The following is a 20,383-nucleotide window of genomic DNA, read 5'->3' as shown; positions in this document are numbered from 1 at the left end:
TCGCGTCACGTCTCCGGCACGCGGAAGAGCGTGAAGAACTGCTGTGCCGCGGCGAGGTCGCCGCCGGCCTCGAGGACGCCGGCTGTCGCGCCCGACGCGAGGGTCGCGTCGCTGAAGATGAGACCCAACAGAACCGGCACGGGGGCCCGGACGGTGGCGTCGACGTCTCCGGTGGCACTGCGCCTGACGTCGATCGAGCCCGGCCGTACCCGGGCGTCGAACGAGTCCGTGCCCACGAGGAGGCGGATCGCGATCGTCGGGGTGGCGTCCGCGGGCGGGAAGTACAGCGCCTTCAGCAGGAGCATGAAGGCGTCGGTGCTCATCCCGGTGTCCGGGCTCGCGGGGATGCGCGCTCCCCAGCGGGACAGCGCGAGGAGCACCGGCTCCAACTGGTGTCCGCGTTCCGTGAGCTGGTAGGCGTGCGCGCTGGCGGGTGGCCCGAGTTCGACGCGCTGCACGACGCCGCTCTCCTCGAGTTCCTTGAGCCGTTGGCTCAGCACGTTCTGGCTCGCCTTGGGCAGCCCCGTCCGAAGGTCTCCGAACCGCTTCGGCCCGAAGATCAGCTCGCGTACCACCAGCAGGGCCCAGCGCTCCCCGATCGCGTCCATCGCGAGGGCGGCGCCACAGGCGTCGTCGTAGCTCCTGTGCGTCACCTCGCAACACTACTGACACGCCACTTGTCGGTGCTACTTTAGGACTGTTGAATCCTAACTGAGGAGCGACTGGTGGACGCGTTGCTGAAGCACGTGCTGGAGGCCGGCGGTGGGGTCGACCGGTGGAAGGAGGTGTCGTCCTTCGAGTCGCGGATCGCCTACGGCGGCCCGTTCTGGGAGTTCAAGGGGCAGGCCGACTTCGTGGGCACGGACGCCGTGGAGGCGAGGCTCCACGAGCAGTTCATGCGCTCGGTCCAGGAGTCGACCGGCCGCGTGGTGGTGTTCGACAAGAAGGCCGACCGGGTGACCGTGACCGGGCCGGACGGCGAGCTCATCGAGGCGCTCGACAACCCTCGCGCGAGTTTCGATGGGTACACGCCCGAGACTGCGTGGAGCCTCGCGCAGACGGCGTACTTCCGCAGCTACGCAACCTGGCACTACCTCGTGGAGCCGTTCCTCTTCACCTACCCCGGCGTCGAGGCGCACGAGGTGGAGCCGTGGGTCGAGAACGGCGAGACGTGGCGCGGACTCTCCGTGACCTTCCCGGACACGATCGACACGCACAACGACACGCAGCTCTACTACTTCGACGACGCCGGTCACCTGCGGCGCATGGACTACCAGCCGGTCGTCAACGGCTACTCGCCGACGGCCCACTACGTGCGCAAGGAGGAGACGGTCGACGGATTCGTGGTCCCGACGCAGCGGCGCATCCACATCCGCAACGAGGACCGCACCCCGGACCTGTCCTGGGTCCCGATCACGCTCGACCTGAGCGATTCCAGGTTCAGCTGACGGCGGGCCGATCCGGTGGGGAGCGGGGTGAGGCGCTTCCCACCGGAGCCCGGTCAGCCGTGGGGCCTCGGGCGGGGAGTGGGGCTTCCCTTGACGGTGAGCACGCCCCCGACGTCGTGCGTGAGCCACGCGAGGATCGTCGTGTCGTCGAGGGTGAGTGGGACGCGTGGACCAGACCAGCTCAACGTGGCCGTCGGCCGGTGGTCCAGCGCGTCTTGCAGCAGCGCGGCGAGCTCTGGGGTGGCCAGCACCGTCACCCCGTTGTGGCTGATGGGTCTGCCTCCGGGCAAGCCCTCGGCTGCGTCGGGCCCCGTGCTGAGTACGTAGCCGCAGCCCTGCCGGTCGTCGTAACCGGTCACGATCAAGGTCTTGCTCCCGTTACTCACTCGATGATGCCGGCCGCAAGGCGTGCGAGCCGGTCGGAGTCGGCGGCGAGCCGCTCGATGTTCGGGTCGTTCGCGGAGATGCCGTGCCGGACCGCGAGCCTGCGCACGTCGGGATAGCCGATCTGGGTCAGTTCCTCCGCGTCGAGCCACACGACGAAGCGCATCGGCAGATCCAGCCCGATCGACGGCGCGGCGGTGAGGAGGGGGATCTCGGCTCCCGAGTTGCTCACGAACACCACCGACGTCGGACGGATCGGTGGACCGGAGTCGGCCGAGCCTGCGGCCAGGTCGACCACCGCGATCGAGCGGGTGGGCGCGCGATCGGCGTTGCGGCGTAGTCGCTCGACGGTGGTGGGTACGTCGGCGCTGCCGTAGACGGTGACGAGGTAGTCGAAGGGGGTCACGCCGATCAGCGGGGAGCCGACCGGCACGGAGGAACCCGGCGCCGTGTCGGTGAGAACGGGCATCGTGGCGTCACGCAGTGCGTCGCGCGGGGCGGCGGCTGCGATGCCCGACACGGCGGCGACGTAGTCGGCGCTGTTGACGGTGAGGCTCACCCAGCCGTCCGTCTCCCGCACGAGGAATCGCTGTGGCAGGTCGACGCCTGCCCGCTGGTCGACACGCAACAGCGGCAGCTGCCCTGCAGGCGGTCCGCCGATGACGAGGGTGGAGGCCGGGATCGTGACACCGGCCTTGCGGGCCTCAGCGGCGTGGTCGACGACGGTGACCACGGAACCGCCGCTGCTCGTGATCGCGTCCTTAACCCGTTGTGTGGTGGTGGCGACGTCTGTGCCGACCGTCAGCATGATCGTGCCCGACGGCTGGCCCGGCGCGGCGCGGGGTGCGAGCTCCACCTCCCCGTTGCCGACGTTGCCGCAAGCGGCAGCGACCACGGCGAGCATGACTGTGGCGCCCCACGTCCGGATGGTGTCGGATCTCCGGGTCTGGGGGCTCGGACCAGCACGGACATGGGGCGGCTCCGCGAGTAGACGGCGCCCGACCCTATCCGCCTTCAACCGCCTGTCCGGCGAATGAAATGGGCGCGCCGGTCAGCGGCGCCGCAGGCGCGCCAACAGGCCCCTCGCCCGCTGCTGATTGCGGGGATCGGCTGCCATCCGCCGGCCCTGTTCGGTGAGGCGTCGGCCCTGTGGGCTAGCGAGGAAGGTGCGGATGCGGTCGATGATGGGCATTCGGACTAATACCCGATCACGCGGAGGATCACACAGCCCGTCCGCCACCACGGTGAGAAGTTTCACCCGGGGTCCGTTTGCCGCTGGGGATACTCGCCGGTAACAATTGCCCGATCCGGCTGCCCCCGCGCCGAGCTGTGGTCAGTGGTGGCAGAGTCGGGGAGATTGGGCGCGGCGTGTGAGCGCCCCCGTGTGGCCCACCGCGGCTCGTCCGCACCGGCAGGAGGTCGAAGAGGTCTGATGAACATCGTCGTGCTGGTCAAGCAGGTGCCGGACACCTATTCGGAGCGCAGGCTCAGCCCGTCGGACGGCACGTTGGACCGGGATGCCACCGATGCGGTGCTGGATGAGATCAATGAGCGTGCGGTCGAGGCGGCTTTGCAGTTGAAGGAGAGTCACGGTGGTGAGGTGACCGTGGTGACGATGGGTCCGGATCGTGCGACGGATGCGATTCGGAAGGCGTTGTCGATGGGTGCGGACAAGGCGGTGCATCTGTCGGATGAGGCGGTGCACGGGTCGTGTGCGGTGCAGACCGCGCGGGCGCTGGCGAAGGTGTTGGGCACGGTCGAGGGCGGGTTCGATCTGGTCGTGGCGGGCAACGAGGCCTCGGACGGGCGCAGCGCCGCGGTGCCGGCGATGGTGGCCGACGTGTTGGGGTTGCCGGCGTTGACCCACGCCCGCGAGATCACGGTGGACGGCTCGACGGTGACGGTGCGCCGGGAGACCGACGACGGGGTCACGCACCTGAGCGCGGAGTTGCCGGCGGTGGTGAGCGTGAACGAGAAGATCAACGAGCCGCGGTATCCGTCGTTCAAGGGGATCATGGCGGCGAAGAAGAAGCCGGTGGCCACCCTGTCGCTGGCGGATGCGGGCATCGACCCGGCGGAGGTCGGGTTGGCCACCGCGCTGTCGGCCGTGGTCTCGTCGCAGCCCAAGCCGCCCAAGAGCGCGGGGGAGAAGGTCGAGGACGAGGGCGACGGCGGCGCGAAGGTGGCGGCGTTTTTGGTCGCGCAGAAGCTCATCTGAGAAACCGGTTCGGCGAGAAGGGGAGAAGGCTCATGGCTGAGGTGCTGGTCCTCGTCGACCACCTCGAGGGTGAGATCAAGAAGGCGACGTTGGAGTTGTTGACCGCGGCCCGCGCGCTGGGTGAGCCCAGCGCGGTGGTGGTGGGTGTGGCGGGCACGGCGGCGAAGCTGGCCGGGGTGTTGAAGGAGCACGGCGCGGAGAAGATCTACGTCGCGGAGACCGACACGGGCGAGTTCCTCACCGCGGAGGTGGGGGTGTTGGCGTCGCTGGTGGAGTCGAGGGATCCGGCGGCGGTGCTGATCGCGGTGTCGGCGGACGGGAAGGAGATCGCCGGGCGGGTCGCGGTGCGCACCGGGAGCGGTCTGCTGGGCGACGTGGTGGCGGTCGCCCCGGACGGGGTCACGCATTCGGTGTTCGGTGGGGCGTTCATCGCCGAGGCGAAGTCGAACACGGGGCATCCGGTGATCACGGTGCGGCCGGGTTCGGTGGAGGTCGAGCCGGTGGCGGGTGCGGGGGTGGAGGAGCAGGTCGCCGTTCCTGCCACGGCGGGGCGGGCGGCCACGGTGACCAGCCGGGAGCCGATCACGGGTGGGGACCGTCCGGAGTTGACCGAGGCGTCGGTGGTGGTCTCCGGTGGCCGCGGTGTCGGGTCGGCGGATGACTTCGCCGTGGTGGAGGCGCTGGCCGACTCGCTGGGTGCGGCGGTCGGGGCCTCGCGCGCGGCGGTGGACTCGGGGTATTACCCGCATCAGTTCCAGGTGGGTCAGACCGGGAAGACGGTCTCGCCGCAGTTGTATATCGCGTTGGGGATCTCGGGTGCGATCCAGCACCGGGCGGGGATGCAGACCTCGAAGACGATCATCGCGGTGAACAAGGACGCGGAGGCGCCGATCTTCGAGATCGCCGACTTCGGGGTGGTGGGCGATCTGTTCAAGGTGGCCCCCCAACTGACCGACGAGGTCACCAAGCGCAAGGGCTGAACGCTCGGTCGGCCGACATCACGCCCCTGCCCCGGACGGTGAACTCCGTCCGGGGCAGGTCTGTGAGAACGCTGTGCTGTTCACCCGGTTGCCATCGGCGGTCGATGCCCGCGGCGGTCGGCGTTAGCTCACGACCCGTACCAACTCCCGCGTGACCTCATCGCAGGTTCTGGCCCGGACTCCACAGGCCGCCAGTTCACGCTACTCGCTGCTGATCACCACCGACCCGGACGAGGTGCGCGAAGCCCAACGGCTCCGGCACCGCGTCTTCGCGGGCGAGCTCGGCGCCGTGCTCCACACCCCGGAGCCCGGGCTCGACATCGACCGCTACGACGAGTTCTGCGACCACCTCGTCGTGCGCGACGACATCACCGGCGAGATCGTCGGGACCTACCGGATGCTTCCGCCGGAGCGTGCCGCCGCAGCCGGCGGCCTCTACATGGAGTCCGAGTTCCGGATCGACGCCCTGGCGCCGCTGCGGTCGTCGCTCGTGGAGACAGGGCGTTCCTGCGTGCACCCCGACCACCGCGACGGAGCCGTCGTCGGACTCGTCTGGGCCGGCATCGCCCGGTACATGCTGCTCACCGGCCACCGCTGGCTGGGCGGATGCGCGAGTGTCCCGCTGGGCGACGGTGGCGGGATCGCCGCGAGCGTCCGCGACCGAGTGCGTGCCCGCCACCTCTCCCCGCAGCCCTACAGCGTCCAGCCGCTGAACCCGTGGGACCCGGACGGGGTCGTCCGGTCGCAGCGGGCGCCGATGCCCCCGCTGCTGCGCGGCTACCTGCGCCTCGGCGCGTGGGTGTGCGGCGAGCCTGCACACGACCCGGATTTCGACTGCGCCGACTTCATGGTGCTGCTCGGCATGGACCACGTGGACGACCGCTACCTGCGCTTCTTCCTAGGGGACGGCGCGGAGTGACCAGCGTGATCACGGCGTCGGGGATGACGCCATCGACGGCTTCGTTGCCGTCTCCGTCGGCGACGTCGGCGACGTCCGAGCCGCCGCACCCGGTGCATACGGCGAGCTGGGCGCCGTCGTCGCCGTGCGGGCCCGGTTGCCTGCAGGACGACGAGGCGCCCGTGTCACAGGTACGGGTGGTCGTTCGGCTGGTCCGGCTGGTGGCAGTGCTCTGCGCGGCCGTGCTGGTCGGCGCTGTGCTGGCCGTGCCGGTGCTCGGTGGACCGGCACGGGCCCGGTGGCTGAGCGCGTGCTGCCGGGCGGCGCTCCGCGCCGTGGGGGTGCGGCTGCGGGTCAACGGCGGTCCCTACAGCGACGGCGCGGGCGTGCTCGTCGTCGCCAACCACATGTCGTGGATCGATGTGCTCGCCATGGCCGCGGTGCAGCCCGTGCGGATGCTCGCCAAGCACGAGGTGCGGGACTGGCCGGTGATCGGCGCTCTGGCGGCGCGCACCGGAGCGCTCTTCGTCGACCGCGCGGGGCTCCGGGCGCTGCCCGCCACGGTCGACGCCACGGCGCAGGCGCTGCGCTCCGGCTCGGCCGTCGGGGTGTTCCCCGAGGGCACGACCTGGTGCGGGCAGGCGGCCGGGCCGTTCCGGCGGGCTGCGTTCCAGGCGGCCATCGACGCGGGGGCCCAGGTCCGGCCGGTGGCGTTCGAACTGCGACGCCCGGACGGGACCCCGGATCGTTCGTCGGCGTTCGTCGGCGACCAGACGCTGTGGGACTCGCTGCACCGGGTGCTGCGGCTGCCTGCACTGATCTGCGAGCTGACGGTCCTTCCGGCGATCCCGGCAGGATCCGCGGCCGACCGGCGCGAGCTCGCCCGAATGGCGGCCGACGCCGTCGCGGCGGTCACCGGAGTGCCACACACGGCGGAGTGGCAGCAACCGCTCGGCGGTGCCGCTGAGTCGGCGCGTGTCGAGGCCGCATAGCCCGAGGCCGCGGGCTGCGGACGGCGACTACCCTGGCGTGCGATCACCGAACCGGGACGGGTCGCCGACCTGAAATGGCAGCGTAGAGCTCTGTGACACCACCACCGATCTACCTCGACCACGCCGCCACCACGCCGATGCTGGATGAGGCAGTGGTGTCGATGACGGATGCGCTGCGTCGCACCGGCAACGCCTCGTCCCTGCACACCGCAGGGCGGCGGGCCCGGCGCGACGTCGAGGAGGCGCGCGAACGGATCGGGGCCGCGGTGGGTGCCCGGCCCTCGGAGGTCGTGTTCACCACAGGTGGCACGGAGAGCGACAACATGGCGGTGAAGGGCCTCTACTGGTCGCGCCGCGCCGCCGATCCACAGCGCGTGCGGGTGCTCGTCTCGTCGATCGAGCACCACGCCGTGCTCGACTCGGCGCAGTGGCTCGCCGAGCACGAGGACGCCGAGCTGGAGCTGCTCGAGGTCGACGAGGTCGGCCGCGTCCGTCCCGAGACGTTGCGCGCCGCGCTCGCCCACGAGCCCGAGCGGGTCGCGCTGGTCTCGGTCATGTGGGCCAACAACGAGGTCGGCACGGTCAACCCGATCCGTGAGCTGGCCGCCATCGCCCACGACTTCGGCATTCCGATGCACACCGACGCCGTGCAGGCCGTCGGCGTGCTGCCGGTGGACTTCGGCGCGTCCGGAGTGGATGCACTCAGCCTCACCGGGCACAAGCTGGGCGGCCCCATCGGGGCGGGCGTGCTGCTGCTCGGGCGGGAGGTGGCGCTCACCCCGATCCTGCACGGTGGTGGTCAGGAGCGCGACGTGCGGTCCGGCACCCTGGACACCCCCGCCGTGGTGGGTCTGGCCACGGCGGTGGAGCTGGCGGCCGGCGCGTCCGCCCGCCGGGCGGCCACCCTGGCCGGGCTGCGCGACGACCTCGTCGGCAAGATCCTCGCCACCGTGCCCGACGCCACCCTGAACGGCGACCCCGGCACAGGCGTGGTCGAGGGCGGCCCGTCGCGGCTGCCCGGCAACGCGCACCTGTCCTTCCCCGGGTGCGAAGGCGACAGCCTGCTCATGCTGCTCGACGCCCAGGGCATCGAGTGCTCCACCGGGTCGGCGTGCACAGCCGGGGTGGCGCAGCCCAGCCACGTGCTGCTCGCCATGGGTGCCGACGAGGCCGTCGCCCGCAGCTCGCTCCGGTTCTCCCTCGGGCACACCTCCACGCCGTCCGACGTCGACGCCGTGGTCGCCGTGATCGGCGCCGTGGTCGAGCGGGCGCGACGCGCCGGGCAGCCGGCGGCCGGCATCCGATGAGAGTGCTCGCGGCGATGAGCGGCGGCGTCGACTCCGCCGTGGCGGCGGCGCGGGCCGTCGACGCCGGGCACGACGTCGTCGGGGTGCACCTGGCGCTGTCCGAGACCCCGGCCGCACTACGTGCCGGCTCCCGGGGGTGCTGCTCGCGCGAGGACGCTGCCGACGCCAGGCGAGCCGCGGACGTTCTCGACATCCCGTTCTACGTCTGGGACTTCGCCGCGCGCTTCACCGCCGACGTGGTCGACGACTTCGTGGCCGCCTACGCCGCGGGCCAGACCCCCAACCCGTGCCTGCGCTGCAACGAGAAGATCAAGTTCTCGGCGTTGCTCGACAAGGCGCTGGCGCTCGGCTTCGACGCCGTCTGCACCGGGCACTACGCCCGGCTCACGGCAGGCGAGCTGCGCCGGGCCGTGGACGCCGGCAAGGACCAGTCCTACGTGCTGGCGGTCCTGACCTCCCACCAGCTCGCGCACGCCATGTTCCCGATCGGCGACACCGAGAAGACGGCGGTGCGCGCCGAGGCAGCCGAGCGCGGGCTGCGGGTGGCCGACAAGCCCGACAGCCACGACATCTGCTTCATCCCTTCCGGCGACACCCGCGCGTTCCTCGGCGCCCGCGTCGGCGCCCGGCCGGGCTCCGTGGTCGACCACACCACCGGCGAGGAGCTGGCCCGCCACGACGGCGTGCACGGCTTCACGGTCGGGCAGCGCAAGGGACTCGGCGTCCACGCTCCCGCCGTCGACGGCAGGCCGCGTTACGTGATCGGGATCGAGCCGGCCAGCGGCACCGTCCGCGTGGGGCCGGCCACCGCCCTCGATGTGCGCACCATCGACGCAGCGCGTCCGGTGTGGAGCGCCGGGCAGGCGCCGGCCGGCCGGTTCCCGTGCGTGGTCCAGGTGCGGGCCCATGGCGGTCTGGCCGAGGCTGTCGCCGTTCCGAGCGCCGACGGGCTGCGGGTCGAGCTCGACGAGCCACTGCGTGGTGTCGCTCCCGGCCAGGCGGTCGCCCTCTACCGGCCGGACGCCGGCGGCGATGTCGTGCTGGGCAGCGCCACGATCACCAGGGCGCACTGAGCTCGACCGCCGGACCGCCCACCGAGTGGCGGTGTCGCCGTGGCAGGCCGCCAGGGGACGCTTCGCGCGCACGAGGAGGTGCGCGTGGTGTCCGAGACCACCGAGGCAGCGGCGCGGGATGTGGTGCGCAGCGCACCCGTGGTCATGCTCGGCCGAGGTGGCCTCGTCGCGTACGGGGTGGTGCACCTGCTGGTCGCCGCACTCGCCGTGCAGGTCGCGCTCGGTGATCGAGAACGAGTCGACAAGAAGGGTGCGCTGCAGACGATCGCCGAGCAGTGGCCGGGGGTGGCGCTGCTGTGGGTGATCACGGTCGGCCTGAGCGCGCTGGTGGTCTGGCAGCTCGCCGAGGCGGTGTGGGGGCACCGCGGCGCACCGGTCGGGAACCGCGTGCTGCGAACCGCGGTCAATCTCGCCGAAGCCGCGCTGTTCGGCGTTCTCGCCTGGTCGGCTGCATCCATCGCCGCGTCCGGAGGCGCGCCGTCGAAGCAGCCGTCGTTCGCCACGGTCGTGTTCGGGCTGCCCGGAGGCCCGTTCCTCGTGGGGCTCGCGGGCGCCGGGCTCGTCGTCGGGGGCGGTTACGCGGTGTACCGCGGGATCACGCATGCGTTCCTCCGTGAGCTCGACCTCGCCGGGGCCGGGCTGAACCGCTCGCAGCTGGTCACCCGGGTCGGGCAGATCGGCTGGGCCGCGCTCGGCGTGGCCTACGGGATACCCGGGGTGCTCCTCGTCGTCGCAGCGGTGCGGTTCGACCCGGCACAGCCGACCGGCCTCGACGCGGGGCTGCAGGCCGTCGCCGGCCAGCCGTACGGGCCGGTGGTGCTCGTGGTGCTGGCTCTCGGGCTGGTCGCGTTCGGCGTCCACTGTTTCTTCGACGCCCGGTACCGGAAGGCATGAGCGCGCGCTCCGGGTGGTAGACACCGGCCGTGAGTACCGATGACGCGCTCGAGGCCGCGATCGCCGCAGCCGGCCTGGCCGGGGTCACCCCGGGCGAGACGGCCGCAGGCGGCGCCATCGTGATGCCCGGGCCGGTCGACGAGGCCGAGCCCGCAGCACCGCCTCAGCGCTGGCCCGACGGGGCCGCCACCGGCGTCGGGTCGCTGCCCGGCAGCGATCCGCGCGAGGCCGCCGCCACTGTCGTGGGGGAGGTGCCGCTGCTGCCTCACCTGCCCGAGCTGCCGGCCCGCGGTGTGGGCGCGGACATGATCGGGCGCACGGCGGGGATGCTCGTGGACATCGCCGTCGAGGTCGTGCCGACCGGTTACCGGGTGACTGCCCGGCCCGGAAGAGACCACCGCCGGGCCGTCGACCTGATGCGCGTCGATCTCGACGCCTTCGAGGAGGCGTGCGAGCCTGCCCGGCCCGACTGGGTGAAGGTGCAGGCGGCCGGGCCGTGGACGCTCGCGGCAGGCGTGGAGCTGCATTCGGGGCACCGCGTACTGACCGACCACGGTGCCGTGCGCGAGTTCGCCGAGAGCCTGCTGGTGGGCTTCCGCACCCACGTCGCCGAGGTGGCCGCCCGCACCGGAGCCCAGGTGCTGGTGCAGCTCGACGAGCCGACGCTGCCGGCCGTGCTGGCAGGCTCGCTGCCCACGGCGTCGGGATACGGGACGGTTCGAGCGGTCGGGCGGAACGAGGCGCAGGACACACTGCGCGAACTCGTCTCCGGACTGGGCGTGCCGGTGATTGTGCACTGCTGCGCCGACCGACCGCCGGTGCGGCTGCTCGCGGACATCGGGGCAGCCGGGATCGGGATCGACGCCACGCGCCCGGCGTTCTCCGGGGACACCGCCCTGCCCGCGGCGCTCGACGCTCTCGGTGAGGTCTGGGACGCCGGCACCCCGCTCATGCTGGGTCTGGTGCCGGCACTCGACCCCGGACGACCGGTCACGACACGGGAGCTCGTTCGCCCCGCGTTCGATCTCGCCGACCGGCTCGGCTTCGACCGCTCGCGCCTTGCGGCACTCGCCATCCCGACGCCGACATGTGGTCTCGCCGGCGCGACGCCGGCGTGGGGCCGCCGCGCACTCACCCTCTCCCGTGAGTTGGGTGACGTATTTCTCGATCCACCCGACGTGTCCTCCGCTACCGATCGCACGTAGCGTGCGACCTATGCACGGTGACCGTCTGCTCCTCGGCCCGGGACCTTCCGCGCCGTACCCGGAGGCCGTCGAGGCCCTGACTCGTCCGGTGCTGGGCCATCTCGACCCCGAGTACCTCGGTGTGGTGCACGAGATCGGCGACCGGCTCCGCGAGGTCTTCCGCACCTCCAACCAGTTGACGCTTCCGGTCAGCGGCACCGGCTCCGCCGGTATGGAGGCCTGCCTGGCGTCGCTGCTGGAGCCGGGCGAGACCGTCATCGTCGGCGTCAACGGCTACTTCGGCGAACGCATCTGCGAGGTCGCCCACCGCGGGGGCGCCCGCGTGGTGCGGGTCGAGGCACCGTGGGGCACCGCGCTCGACCCCGCCGACGTGCTCGCCGCGCAGCGGGCACACCCGCAGGCCGCGTTGGTCGCCGTGGTCGCGGCGGAGACGTCCACCGGTGTGCGCAACGACATCGCCCCGCTCGGGCCCGAGCTGTCGCAGACCGACACCCTGCTGCTCATCGACGCTGTCACCGCGCTCGGCGGCACCCGCCTCGAGATCGACGAATGGCAGATCGACGCCTGCTACTCGGCTTCCCAGAAGTGCCTCGGCGCGCCGCCCGGGCTCGCTCCGGTGACGCTCGGCCCGCGTGCCGTCGCGAAGATGCAGGCGCGCACCACGCCGATCCACTCGTTCTACCTCGACCTAGGCCTGCTCAACGAGTACTTCCTGGCCACGCCCCCGCGCTACCACCACACCGCGTCCTCCACGCTCGCGTACTCGCTGCACGCTGGGCTGGGGCGGCTGCTGGAGGAGGGCGTCGAGGCGGTCTGGGAGCGGCACGCGCGGGTCGGCGCGCTGCTGCAGTCGGCGCTGCCGGAGCTGGGTTTCACGGTGCTCGCCCCCGACGGTGCCCGGCTGCCGCAGCTCACCACCGCGCTCCTTCCCGAGGATCTCGACGACGCGCAGGCGCGCACGCGGCTGCTCGCCGACTACGGGATCGAGGTCGGGGGTGGCCTCGGCGCATTCGCCGGGCGGGCGTGGCGGATCGGGCTGATGGGGCACGCCGCCACGGAGCGTTCCGTCGTGACGTTGCTCGGTGCGGTGCGGGAGCTCCTGAAGGCCTGACCTCCTGACCTGGGGTGTCGGCCGGCTGAGACTGTCGGTCGGTCTCGGTAGCCTCACGGCGTGAGCCCAGAACCCGCCGCCCCTTCGGCCCCGCCCGCGGAGGTCCGCGAGCGTCACTCTCGGCTGGCGACCGAGATAGCCGACCACCAGTTCCGCTACTACGTGCTCGACGCGCCCGTGGTCTCCGACGGGCAGTTCGACGCGCTGTGGCGTGAGCTGGTGGAGCTGGAGGAGCAGCACCCCGAGCTGGCCACGCCCGAGTCGCCCACGCAGAAGGTGGTCGGGCGGTTCTCCACCGACTTCACGGCCTACAACCATCTCGAGCGCATGCTCAGCCTGGACAACGCGTTCAGCCCCGACGAGCTGCGCAGCTGGGCCGAGCGGGTCGCGCGCGATGTCGGTGCGGAGCAGCTCCACTACCTCTGCGAGCTCAAGATCGACGGGCTGGCCGTCAACCTGCTCTACGAGAACGGCAGGCTCACCAGAGCGCTCACCCGTGGCGACGGGCGCACCGGTGAGGACATCACTCTCAACATGCGCACGCTCGAGGAGGTGCCCGACCGGCTCACGGGCACCCCGGAGTTCCCTGTGCCCGCGGTGGTTGAGGTGCGCGGCGAGGTCTACTTCCGGCTGGAGGATTTCCAGGCGCTCAACGCGGCGCTGGTGGAGGCGGGCAAGCCGCCGTTCGCCAACCCGCGCAACACCGCGGCCGGGTCGTTGCGGCAGAAGGACCCGAAGGTCACCGCGTCGCGCCATCTACGCCTGATCTGCCACGGCTTCGGCAAGCGCGAGGGCTTCGCACTCGAGCGCCAGTCGCAGGGCTACGACGCGCTGCGCGCCTGGGGGCTGCCCGTCTCGGAGCGCACCGTGGTGCTCGACAACGTCGGCGACGTCGTCGCCCACGTCGAGTACTGGGGCGAGCACCGCCACGACATCGAGCACGAGATCGACGGCGTTGTCGTCAAGGTCGACGAGGTGGCGCTGCAGCGGCGGCTCGGCTCCACCTCGCGGGCACCCCGCTGGGCCATCGCGTTCAAGTACCCGCCCGAGGAGGCCACAACCAAGCTCCTCGACATCCAGGTCAACGTGGGGCGCACCGGCCGGGTCACGCCGTTCGCGCAGATGGAGCCTGTGGTGATCGCCGGGTCCACGGTCTCGCTGGCCACGCTCCACAATGCCGATGAGGTGCGGCGCAAGGGTGTTCTGATCGGCGATCGCGTCGTCATCCGCAAGGCGGGCGACGTCATCCCCGAGGTCCTCGGCCCGGTCGTCGATCTGCGCGACGGCTCGGAGCGAGAGTTCGTCATGCCCACCCACTGCCCGGAGTGCGGCACGCGCCTGGTGCGGCAGAAGGCGGGCGACGTCGACCAGCGTTGCCCCAACGCCCGTTCCTGCCCCGCGCAGCTGCGTGAGCGGCTGTTCCACGTGGCCGGGCGGGGCGCGTTCGACATCGAGGGGCTGGGCTACGAGGCCGCCACCGCGCTGCTCGCCTCCGGTGTGGTGCAGGACGAGGGCGACGTCTTCACGCTCACCGAGCAGGACCTCCTGCGCGTCGACCTGTTCCGCACCAAGGCGGGGGAGTTGTCGGCCAACGGCCACAAGCTGCTGGCCAACCTGGAGGCGGCGAAGGACCGGCCGTTGTGGCGTGTGCTGGTCGGGCTGTCGATCCGCCACGTCGGACCCACCGCCGCGCAGGCGCTGGCCCGGGAGTTCGCGTCGATGGATGCGATCGAGGCGGCGGCGGAGGCCGCGGCCCGCGACACCGCTGCTGCCGGAGTTGCGATCACCTCCGACGGTTCGCTCGACGACTCCGACGACTCCGCCGATGCGGTTGCGCTCGCGGCGGTACCGGACGTCGACGGGGCGGTCGACGGGGGAGCGGTTGACGGAGCGGCGGCCACCGACGGCGAGGCCATCGAGGCCGCTGCCGGCAGTGGGGCGAGCGACGGTGCCGCGGAGCCGGCCACGGCAGGGGCAACCGAGGAGGACGTGCCGGAGCTCTCCGCCGAGGAGCAGGCGGCGGCCGCGCAGCGCGCGGCACGCGTGGCGGCGCGGGCGCAGGCGAAGGCCCTCACGGCGGCGTTGGCGCCGATCGCCGGAGTGGAAGGGGTCGGACCCACCATCGCCGCGGCGGTGCGCGACTGGTTCACCGTCGACTGGCACCGGGAGGTCGTCGAGAAGTGGCGGGCCGCGGGCGTCCGGATGGTCGACGAGGTCGACGCGTCGGTGCCGCGCACGCTCGAAGGCCTCTCCATCGTCGTCACCGGCTCGATGGAGGGTTATTCGCGCGACGAGGCCAAGGAGGCGATCACCGCCCGCGGCGGGCGCGCGGCGGGCTCGGTCTCGAAGAAAACCGCGTTCGTGGTGGCGGGCGATGCCCCCGGCTCCAAATACGACAAGGCGTTGGAGATCGGAGTGCCGGTGCTCGACGAGGCCGGCTTCCGGGTGCTTTTGGAACGGGGTCCGGACGCGGCGAGGCAGATGGCGACAGTAGAGTCATAAGCCCCCGATCGTGTCAGGCGTGAGTCCGTATGATCGATGTGCCGAGAGCCTCTGATGGGGCTTGTCGGCCCATTGGGGTTCGCTGCGTGGTCCGTGTGGGGGTGTTTGCGTGCTGCAGGCGGTTCTGAACGGATCGCGACCGGCGGATGCGCATCCCGCGCTCCCGGTGCTCGCCCGGCACCTCGCGCGCGACGCCCGTGACGTGGCGCAGCTGGGCATCTCGTCGGTGCACGTGCACCCACGCGGGCCCGACCAGCAGGAGACGCTCGACCCCATCTACGTCGGCGACACGGTCGCTGCCATCCGGGCCCAGGTGCCCGGCATGGAGATCGGCGTCACCACCGGCCGCTGGATCCAGCCCGACCCCGTCAAGCGCATCGAGGCAGTGCTCGCGTGGGGCCATCTCGGTGTCGGCAAGCCGGACGTCTGCTCGGTGAACGTGCACGAGAAGGGCTGGGTCGACGTCTGCGCCGCGGCGGCGTCGGTGGGGATCGGCGTCGAGCTCGGCGTGTGGACCAGCGGCGACGCCGTCACCTTGCGCACCACCGGGGTTCCCCGCGGCACCACCCGCGTGCTGGCCGAGTCCACCGTCTCCGACCCCGAGACGGCAGTGGCCGAGGCGGTGCGCATCCTGCGTGCGCTCGGCACGCTCCCGGTTCCGATCCTCCTGCACGGCGAGGAGGACGGCGCTTGGCCGGTTCTGGAATACGCGATGCGCATGGGTATCGACACCCGCATCGGGTTCGAGGACGTCCTCGTCACGCCGAGGGGATGGCTCGCCACGGGCAACGACCATCTCGCCGAGCTGGCGTTGGAGATCCGCGTCTGATCCACGGATTTGGCTCCTGCAACAGAAGGGGCTGCCGGGACGTGGTCCGCGACGTGGCCGGTTGTGTGAAGCCGGCAATAGCGTCGGACGTATGGGGGTTCTGGGGTTATTCGGACGGCGGGCGCGAGTGGCAGCGTCCTGGTTCACGCAGCCATTGCTACCCGATGATCTGCTCGGCACGCTGAACCCGCTGTGGTCACGCCGCGAGCCGCACGCCCGCGTCGCCGGACTGCGCCGGGAGACCGCCGACACCACCACTCTGCTGTTGCGTTCCGGCCCTGGCCGTCTGGAGCACCGGCCGGGCCAGTTCGTCGGGGTCGGCACCCGGATCGACGGGGTCTGGCACTGGCGGACCTACTCGGTGACGTCCTGCCCGGGCGACCCACTGCTCGCCGTCACCGTCACGGCCGTGCCGGGCGGCACCGTCTCGAACGCGCTGGCGTACAGCACGCCGATCGGCACACTGCTGCGGATCGGGCCGCCGGCAGGCGAGTTCGTGCTGCCGGAGCCGGTGCCCGAGAAACTCCTGTTCCTCACCGCAGGCAGCGGGATCACGCCCGTCATGGGCATGCTCCGCCACTTGGCCGCGGCCCGGCCCGGGACGCTCGGCGGAGCGGTGCTCGTGCACTGCGACCGCACGGCGTCCGACGTCGTCTTCGGGCAGGAGCTGCGGACGCTCGCCGCGCGTACCGGGCTCACGCTCGTGGAGCGCCACACCGCCGTGGAGGGCCGGCTCACCCCGGAGAACCTCACCGACACGGTCCCCGACTGGGCGGCCCGCCAGACCTGGGCGTGCGGGCCTGCCGGCCTCCTCGACGCCCTCACCGCGCATTGGGCCAGGGTCGGTGACCCGGACGCATTGCACGTCGAGCTGTTCACACCGCCGGTAGCCGTCGCCACCGACGCCACGGGCGGGCGCGTGTCCTTCACCGCCAGCGGGATCGAGGCCGACGCCGGCCCCGGCACTCCGCTGATGGTGGCCGGCGAGGCGGCGGGTGCGCTGCTGCCCAACGGATGCCGCATGGGCATCTGCCACACGTGCGTCGGCCGGCTGCGCTCCGGCGCGGTCCGCGACCTGCGCACCGGCGACCTGCACGACACCCCCGGCGAACCCGTACGCACCTGTGTCTCCGGTGCCGCGGGCGACGTCGAGATCGAGCTCTAGGAGGCATCTCCATGGCTACACAGACCTTCACCAAGTCCACCGTCCCCAGCGCTGCAGCGCACCTCACCGACGAGCAGGTCGAGGCCATCGGAGCCGAGTTGGACGCGATCCGCGCCGAGGTGGTCGCGTCGCTCGGCGAGGCCGACGCCCGCTACATCCACCGGGTCATCGCCGTGCAGCGAGGACTCGAGGTGGGCGGCCGCGCCGCGCTGATCTTCTCCTTGTTCCCGCCCGCCTGGGTGGCCGGTACGGCGGCGCTGTCCGTGGCCAAGATCCTCGACAACATGGAGATCGGCCACAACGTCCTGCACGGTCAGTGGGACTGGATGCGTGACCCGAAGATCCACTCCACGACGTGGGAGTGGGACCACGCATCGCCCGCGGCGGCGTGGAAGAAGTCGCACAACTACGAGCACCACACGTTCACCAACGTCCGAGGCAAGGACCGCGACCTGGGTTACTCGATCATGCGGATCACGCCCGAGCAGGAGTGGAAGCCCACCGACGTCTTCCAGCCGCTCGTGAACCTCGGCCTCTCGATGATCTTCGAGTGGGGCGTCGCGATCTACGACATCGAACTCGAGAAGGTCAAGGACGGCACCAAGCCGTGGCCGCAGGCCAAGGCCGAGCTGATGGGACTCTGGCGCAAGGCGCGGCGCCAGCTCGCGAAGGACTACGTGCTGTTCCCGCTGCTGTCGGGCCCCGGCTTCCTGAGCACGGTGGCGGCGAACGCCACCGCCAACGTCGCACGCAACATGTGGGCGCACGCCGTGATCTTCTGCGGCCACTTCCCCGACGGCGTGGAGACGTTCGACGAGGAGCGGCTCGAGGGCGAGACGAAGGGACAGTGGTACGTCCGGCAGATGCTGGGGTCGGCGAACCTGTCGGGCGGCAAGCTCTTCCACCTGATGACCGGCAACCTGAGCCACCAGATCGAGCACCACCTCTTCCCCGACGTGCCCAGCAACCGCTACGCGGAGATCGCGCCGCGGGTGCAGGAGATCTGCAAGCGCTACGGCCTGCCGTACACCACCGGGTCGCTGCCGCGGCAGTACGGCAAGGTGCTGCGCAAGATCGCTCGCCTGGCCTTCCCCGGCGGGGGCAAGGCCCCGGCGACCACGCCACCCGCTCAGCTGCCCACCCCCACCCGTCGCCCCCTGGCCGCCGCGGCCCGCCTGGCCTCCTGACCCACCGTCACGCGGCTGGACCAAGATCACCGCGAGATCTGCTTATCCGCCCCCAAAGGGCGGAAACCCGGATCTCGGAACGATCATCGGGCCAAGATCGCTGCGAGATCCGGTTATGCGCCCCCGCGAGGGCGGAAACCCGGATCTCGGAACGATCGCTCGGGGTCACGGCTCCGGGGGGTGGTCGGTTGCGGTGCAGCTGTCCACCGACATTCGCAGTGCTATCGCCAGTTCCAGCCGCGCTGCCGGGTCGTCCAGCGCCCCACCGAACGCGTCACGGAGCCCGGCCAGGCGGTAACGCACCGTTTGGGGGTGCACGTGCAGCGCGGCGGCGGTGGCCGTGATGTCGCCGTGCGCGTCGAGCCAGGCCCGCAGCGTCTCCTCGCCGCGGGCGGCTGGTCCGGCCGGCAGGGTGCGCAGCGGTGCCACGGCGCGTTCGTACAGGTCGGCGGCGAGTTGGGGTTCGGCGGCGAGGAGCAGAGCGAGCAGGTGCTCGTCGGCGCGGGCCAGTGTCTGGTCGGAACCGGGGTGAAGGAGGCCCGCGACGTGCAGCGGCCACGCCGCCTGCGCCCTGGCGATGGAGCGGTGCGCCTGCGACGGCTCGACCACCGGTCCGAGCACAGCCCGCCGGCCGCCCAACCCGGCCCGTAGCCGGTCGAGCCAGCCGGTGCCGTCCGGTGTGGGTTCGCCGCGCGTTCCGCTCGGGCCCGCAGGTCCGTTCCGGGTGGCGCCGACGCTCACGATGGCGACGCCGACCGGATCGAGGTCGGCCCCGATCGCTCCGGGCAGCCTGCCCGCCATCGCGACGGCGTCTTCGACCACGAGCGCGGCGAGCCGGCCCGGCAGGACCCAGCCGGCCGCCGCGGCGACCCGTTCGACCTCGGCCGGGGCCGCTGGTGGCTGCCGGGCGAGCAGCTCCACCAGCGCGTGCCGACGGGCCTGCATCGAGCTCGCGCGGCTGGACTCCTCGTAGGCCCAGCCCGCCACCGAGGCGGCCGAGATCTGTTCGACGTAGCTGAACAGTGCCTCGGCGAGGCTGAAGATCACCTCGGAGGGCAGCTGACGTGCGGTGGTACTGCCACCGAGCCGGCGCCACATCGTGCGGGTGCCGACCTGGTAGGCCGACTGCAACGCCGCCAGCGTGCGGCCCTCGCGGTGTTCGAGCTGGCCGAGCGCCCGGTAGACGCTGGCATCGCCGAGGGGCTCGTCGCGGCCGAGCAGGTCGATGAACTGCCCGAGCGCGACCGAGACCCCCTCGGTGATCCGCATGCCGAACCGGCCCGTCAACGGGCGCGCGTAGTCGGGCACCTCCGCACGCACTGCTGCGATGACCTCGTCGGTGGCGCCGGCGAGCTCCGGCCGCAGCGCCGCGCCCACCCAGCCGGGCACGCGGGACCAGGGCCGGTCCACGGTCAGCCCTCCATCACTGGCTGCCGAGCACCGTGGTCACGATCCCCGCGAGGTGCGTGAGCCGGGCAAGCTCCGACGGCCGGAAGGCCGGACCGCCGGGCCTGCCGACGACGAGCGCCCGCGCGTCGGGCCCGAACGGCGCTGCTCCGAGCTCCGTGTCGAGTGCACGCCAGGGATCGGGCACCCAGTGCACCGAGGGGTCGACGACGATCGCGCGCTTCAGCGGGAGCCACGGCAGGTCGCCCGCGCGGGTCTCCGGCGCCGCTGAGCTCTCGGCCAGCCGGTAGGAACGCGTGCCGTCGCGCTCGGCGACGAGCGCCCACCCGGCCCGGAAGATCCGCGGCACGCCGTCGGCGAGGAGTTGCAGGCCATGCGCCGGGTCGCTGGTGATCTCCTCGATCAGCTCGAGCTCGCGGTGGGTGTCGAGCTTTCCCGAGTGTGGCCGCACCGACTCCACCTCCACGCCCGGAATCGACTCGGCCGCGGTGATCAACACGTCGGGCGGCCGCCCTGACGGCAATTCGACGGCGAGGTCATCGACCGCGTGCCCCCTGCTCCGCTCGACCACGTCGACGCTGAGGATGTCGGCGCCTGCGTTGCCCAGTGCCGTGGCGAGGGCTCCGAGACTGCCCGGCTTGTCCGGCAGCACCACCCGGAGCAGGAACGACACACTTCACGTCCTCTCGCGAAAAGCTTCCAGCCGCGAGGGACCGGCGCCACTCGGGCGGGCCGACGCGGCACTCCGGGCGAGATTGTGTCAGGGTGCGCCCCCTTCGGCGC

General features: G+C 71.9%; 19 protein-coding genes. 14 read left to right on the top strand and 5 right to left on the bottom strand.

The genetic code is table 11. From position 1 onward, the window contains the following. Positions 1-5: 5 nt before the first annotated feature. Positions 6-653 carry a winged helix-turn-helix transcriptional regulator gene (locus ACQPZQ_RS37950; protein ID WP_433289115.1) on the bottom strand — a complete coding sequence of 216 codons (648 nt, stop codon included), beginning with the start codon at positions 651-653 and terminating at the stop codon, positions 6-8. A 72-nt stretch (positions 654-725) separates the two neighbouring features. Here ACQPZQ_RS37950 and ACQPZQ_RS37945 point away from each other — a divergent pair, with 72 nt between their 5' ends. Beyond that, positions 726-1,448 carry a hypothetical protein gene (locus ACQPZQ_RS37945; RefSeq protein ID WP_433289113.1) on the top strand — a complete coding sequence of 241 codons (723 nt, stop codon included), beginning with the start codon at positions 726-728 and terminating at the stop codon, positions 1,446-1,448. Positions 1,449-1,501: 53 nt separating this feature from the next. On the opposite strand, the gene ACQPZQ_RS37940 is transcribed toward ACQPZQ_RS37945, so the two are convergent. Beyond that, complete coding sequence (locus ACQPZQ_RS37940; RefSeq protein WP_433289112.1) at positions 1,502-1,834, bottom strand: hypothetical protein; 333 nt, start codon at positions 1,832-1,834, stop codon at positions 1,502-1,504. After that, the gene (locus tag ACQPZQ_RS37935) at positions 1,831-2,736 is read right to left on the bottom strand and encodes a DUF302 domain-containing protein (RefSeq protein WP_433289109.1); all 906 of its coding nucleotides are present in this window, start codon (positions 2,734-2,736) and stop codon (positions 1,831-1,833) included. The genes ACQPZQ_RS37940 and ACQPZQ_RS37935 overlap by 4 nt, the downstream gene beginning before the upstream one ends. Before the next feature lie 525 nt (positions 2,737-3,261). Between ACQPZQ_RS37935 and ACQPZQ_RS37930 the strand changes: the two genes are divergently transcribed. The 13 genes from ACQPZQ_RS37930 (at position 3,262) to ACQPZQ_RS37870 (ending at position 18,193) form a co-directional block, all read left to right on the top strand. After that, positions 3,262-4,050: an electron transfer flavoprotein subunit beta/FixA family protein gene (locus ACQPZQ_RS37930; protein ID WP_433299555.1), complete on the top strand. Its 789-nt coding sequence runs from the start codon at positions 3,262-3,264 to the stop codon at positions 4,048-4,050. 32 nt (positions 4,051-4,082) lie between these two features. Continuing rightward, positions 4,083-5,030, top strand: coding sequence for an electron transfer flavoprotein subunit alpha/FixB family protein (locus tag ACQPZQ_RS37925; protein ID WP_433289107.1), 948 nt, complete (start codon positions 4,083-4,085; stop codon positions 5,028-5,030). Between the two features lie 151 nt (positions 5,031-5,181). Beyond that, positions 5,182-5,949 (top strand): GNAT family N-acetyltransferase, encoded by a 768-nt coding sequence (locus ACQPZQ_RS37920; protein WP_433289105.1) that lies wholly within the window; start codon positions 5,182-5,184, stop codon positions 5,947-5,949. Positions 5,950-6,110: 161 nt separating this feature from the next. After that, complete coding sequence (locus ACQPZQ_RS37915; RefSeq protein ID WP_433289103.1) at positions 6,111-6,920, top strand: lysophospholipid acyltransferase family protein; 810 nt, start codon at positions 6,111-6,113, stop codon at positions 6,918-6,920. A gap of 92 nt (positions 6,921-7,012) precedes the next feature. After that, a complete protein-coding gene (locus tag ACQPZQ_RS37910) occupies positions 7,013-8,227 on the top strand; it encodes a cysteine desulfurase family protein (RefSeq protein ID WP_433289101.1) in 1,215 nt (404 codons plus the stop codon). After that, on the top strand, positions 8,224-9,300 hold the full coding sequence (mnmA, locus tag ACQPZQ_RS37905) for a tRNA 2-thiouridine(34) synthase MnmA (RefSeq protein WP_433289099.1): 1,077 nt from the start codon (positions 8,224-8,226) through the stop codon (positions 9,298-9,300). Before ACQPZQ_RS37910 ends, mnmA begins: the two co-directional genes overlap by 4 nt. Before the next feature lie 84 nt (positions 9,301-9,384). Next, positions 9,385-10,194, top strand: a complete 810-nt coding sequence (locus ACQPZQ_RS37900) for a DUF1206 domain-containing protein (protein WP_433289097.1) — start codon at positions 9,385-9,387, stop codon at positions 10,192-10,194. A 122-nt stretch (positions 10,195-10,316) separates the two neighbouring features. Further along, entirely contained in the window at positions 10,317-11,399 is a 1,083-nt protein-coding gene (locus ACQPZQ_RS37895) for a methionine synthase (RefSeq protein WP_433299553.1), read from the top strand. 10 nt (positions 11,400-11,409) lie between these two features. Further along, positions 11,410-12,510, top strand: coding sequence for a pyridoxal-phosphate-dependent aminotransferase family protein (locus ACQPZQ_RS37890; protein WP_433289095.1), 1,101 nt, complete (start codon positions 11,410-11,412; stop codon positions 12,508-12,510). Between the two features lie 60 nt (positions 12,511-12,570). Next, positions 12,571-15,012 carry an NAD-dependent DNA ligase LigA gene (gene ligA / locus ACQPZQ_RS37885; protein WP_433289092.1) on the top strand — a complete coding sequence of 814 codons (2,442 nt, stop codon included), beginning with the start codon at positions 12,571-12,573 and terminating at the stop codon, positions 15,010-15,012. 109 nt (positions 15,013-15,121) lie between these two features. Continuing rightward, the gene (locus ACQPZQ_RS37880; RefSeq protein ID WP_241035966.1) at positions 15,122-15,841 is read left to right on the top strand and encodes a 3-keto-5-aminohexanoate cleavage protein; all 720 of its coding nucleotides are present in this window, start codon (positions 15,122-15,124) and stop codon (positions 15,839-15,841) included. 91 nt (positions 15,842-15,932) lie between these two features. Next, positions 15,933-17,006, top strand: a complete 1,074-nt coding sequence (locus ACQPZQ_RS37875) for a ferredoxin reductase (protein WP_433289090.1) — start codon at positions 15,933-15,935, stop codon at positions 17,004-17,006. Positions 17,007-17,017: 11 nt separating this feature from the next. Continuing rightward, on the top strand, positions 17,018-18,193 hold the full coding sequence (locus ACQPZQ_RS37870; protein WP_433289088.1) for a fatty acid desaturase family protein: 1,176 nt from the start codon (positions 17,018-17,020) through the stop codon (positions 18,191-18,193). A 165-nt stretch (positions 18,194-18,358) separates the two neighbouring features. Here the strand turns inward: ACQPZQ_RS37870 and ACQPZQ_RS37865 are convergent, their stop codons facing one another. Continuing rightward, positions 18,359-19,603 (bottom strand): PucR family transcriptional regulator, encoded by a 1,245-nt coding sequence (locus tag ACQPZQ_RS37865; protein WP_433289086.1) that lies wholly within the window; start codon positions 19,601-19,603, stop codon positions 18,359-18,361. Between the two features lie 13 nt (positions 19,604-19,616). Further along, positions 19,617-20,273 carry an amino acid-binding protein gene (locus ACQPZQ_RS37860; RefSeq protein ID WP_241035970.1) on the bottom strand — a complete coding sequence of 219 codons (657 nt, stop codon included), beginning with the start codon at positions 20,271-20,273 and terminating at the stop codon, positions 19,617-19,619. Positions 20,274-20,383 lie beyond the last annotated feature (110 nt).

The organism is Pseudonocardia sp. CA-142604 (assembly GCF_050948475.1).
Lineage (GTDB): Bacteria > Actinomycetota > Actinomycetes > Mycobacteriales > Pseudonocardiaceae > Pseudonocardia > Pseudonocardia alaniniphila.
The sequence above is the reverse complement of the archived record's forward strand: the minus strand, read 5'-3'. Positions and strand labels throughout refer to the sequence as shown.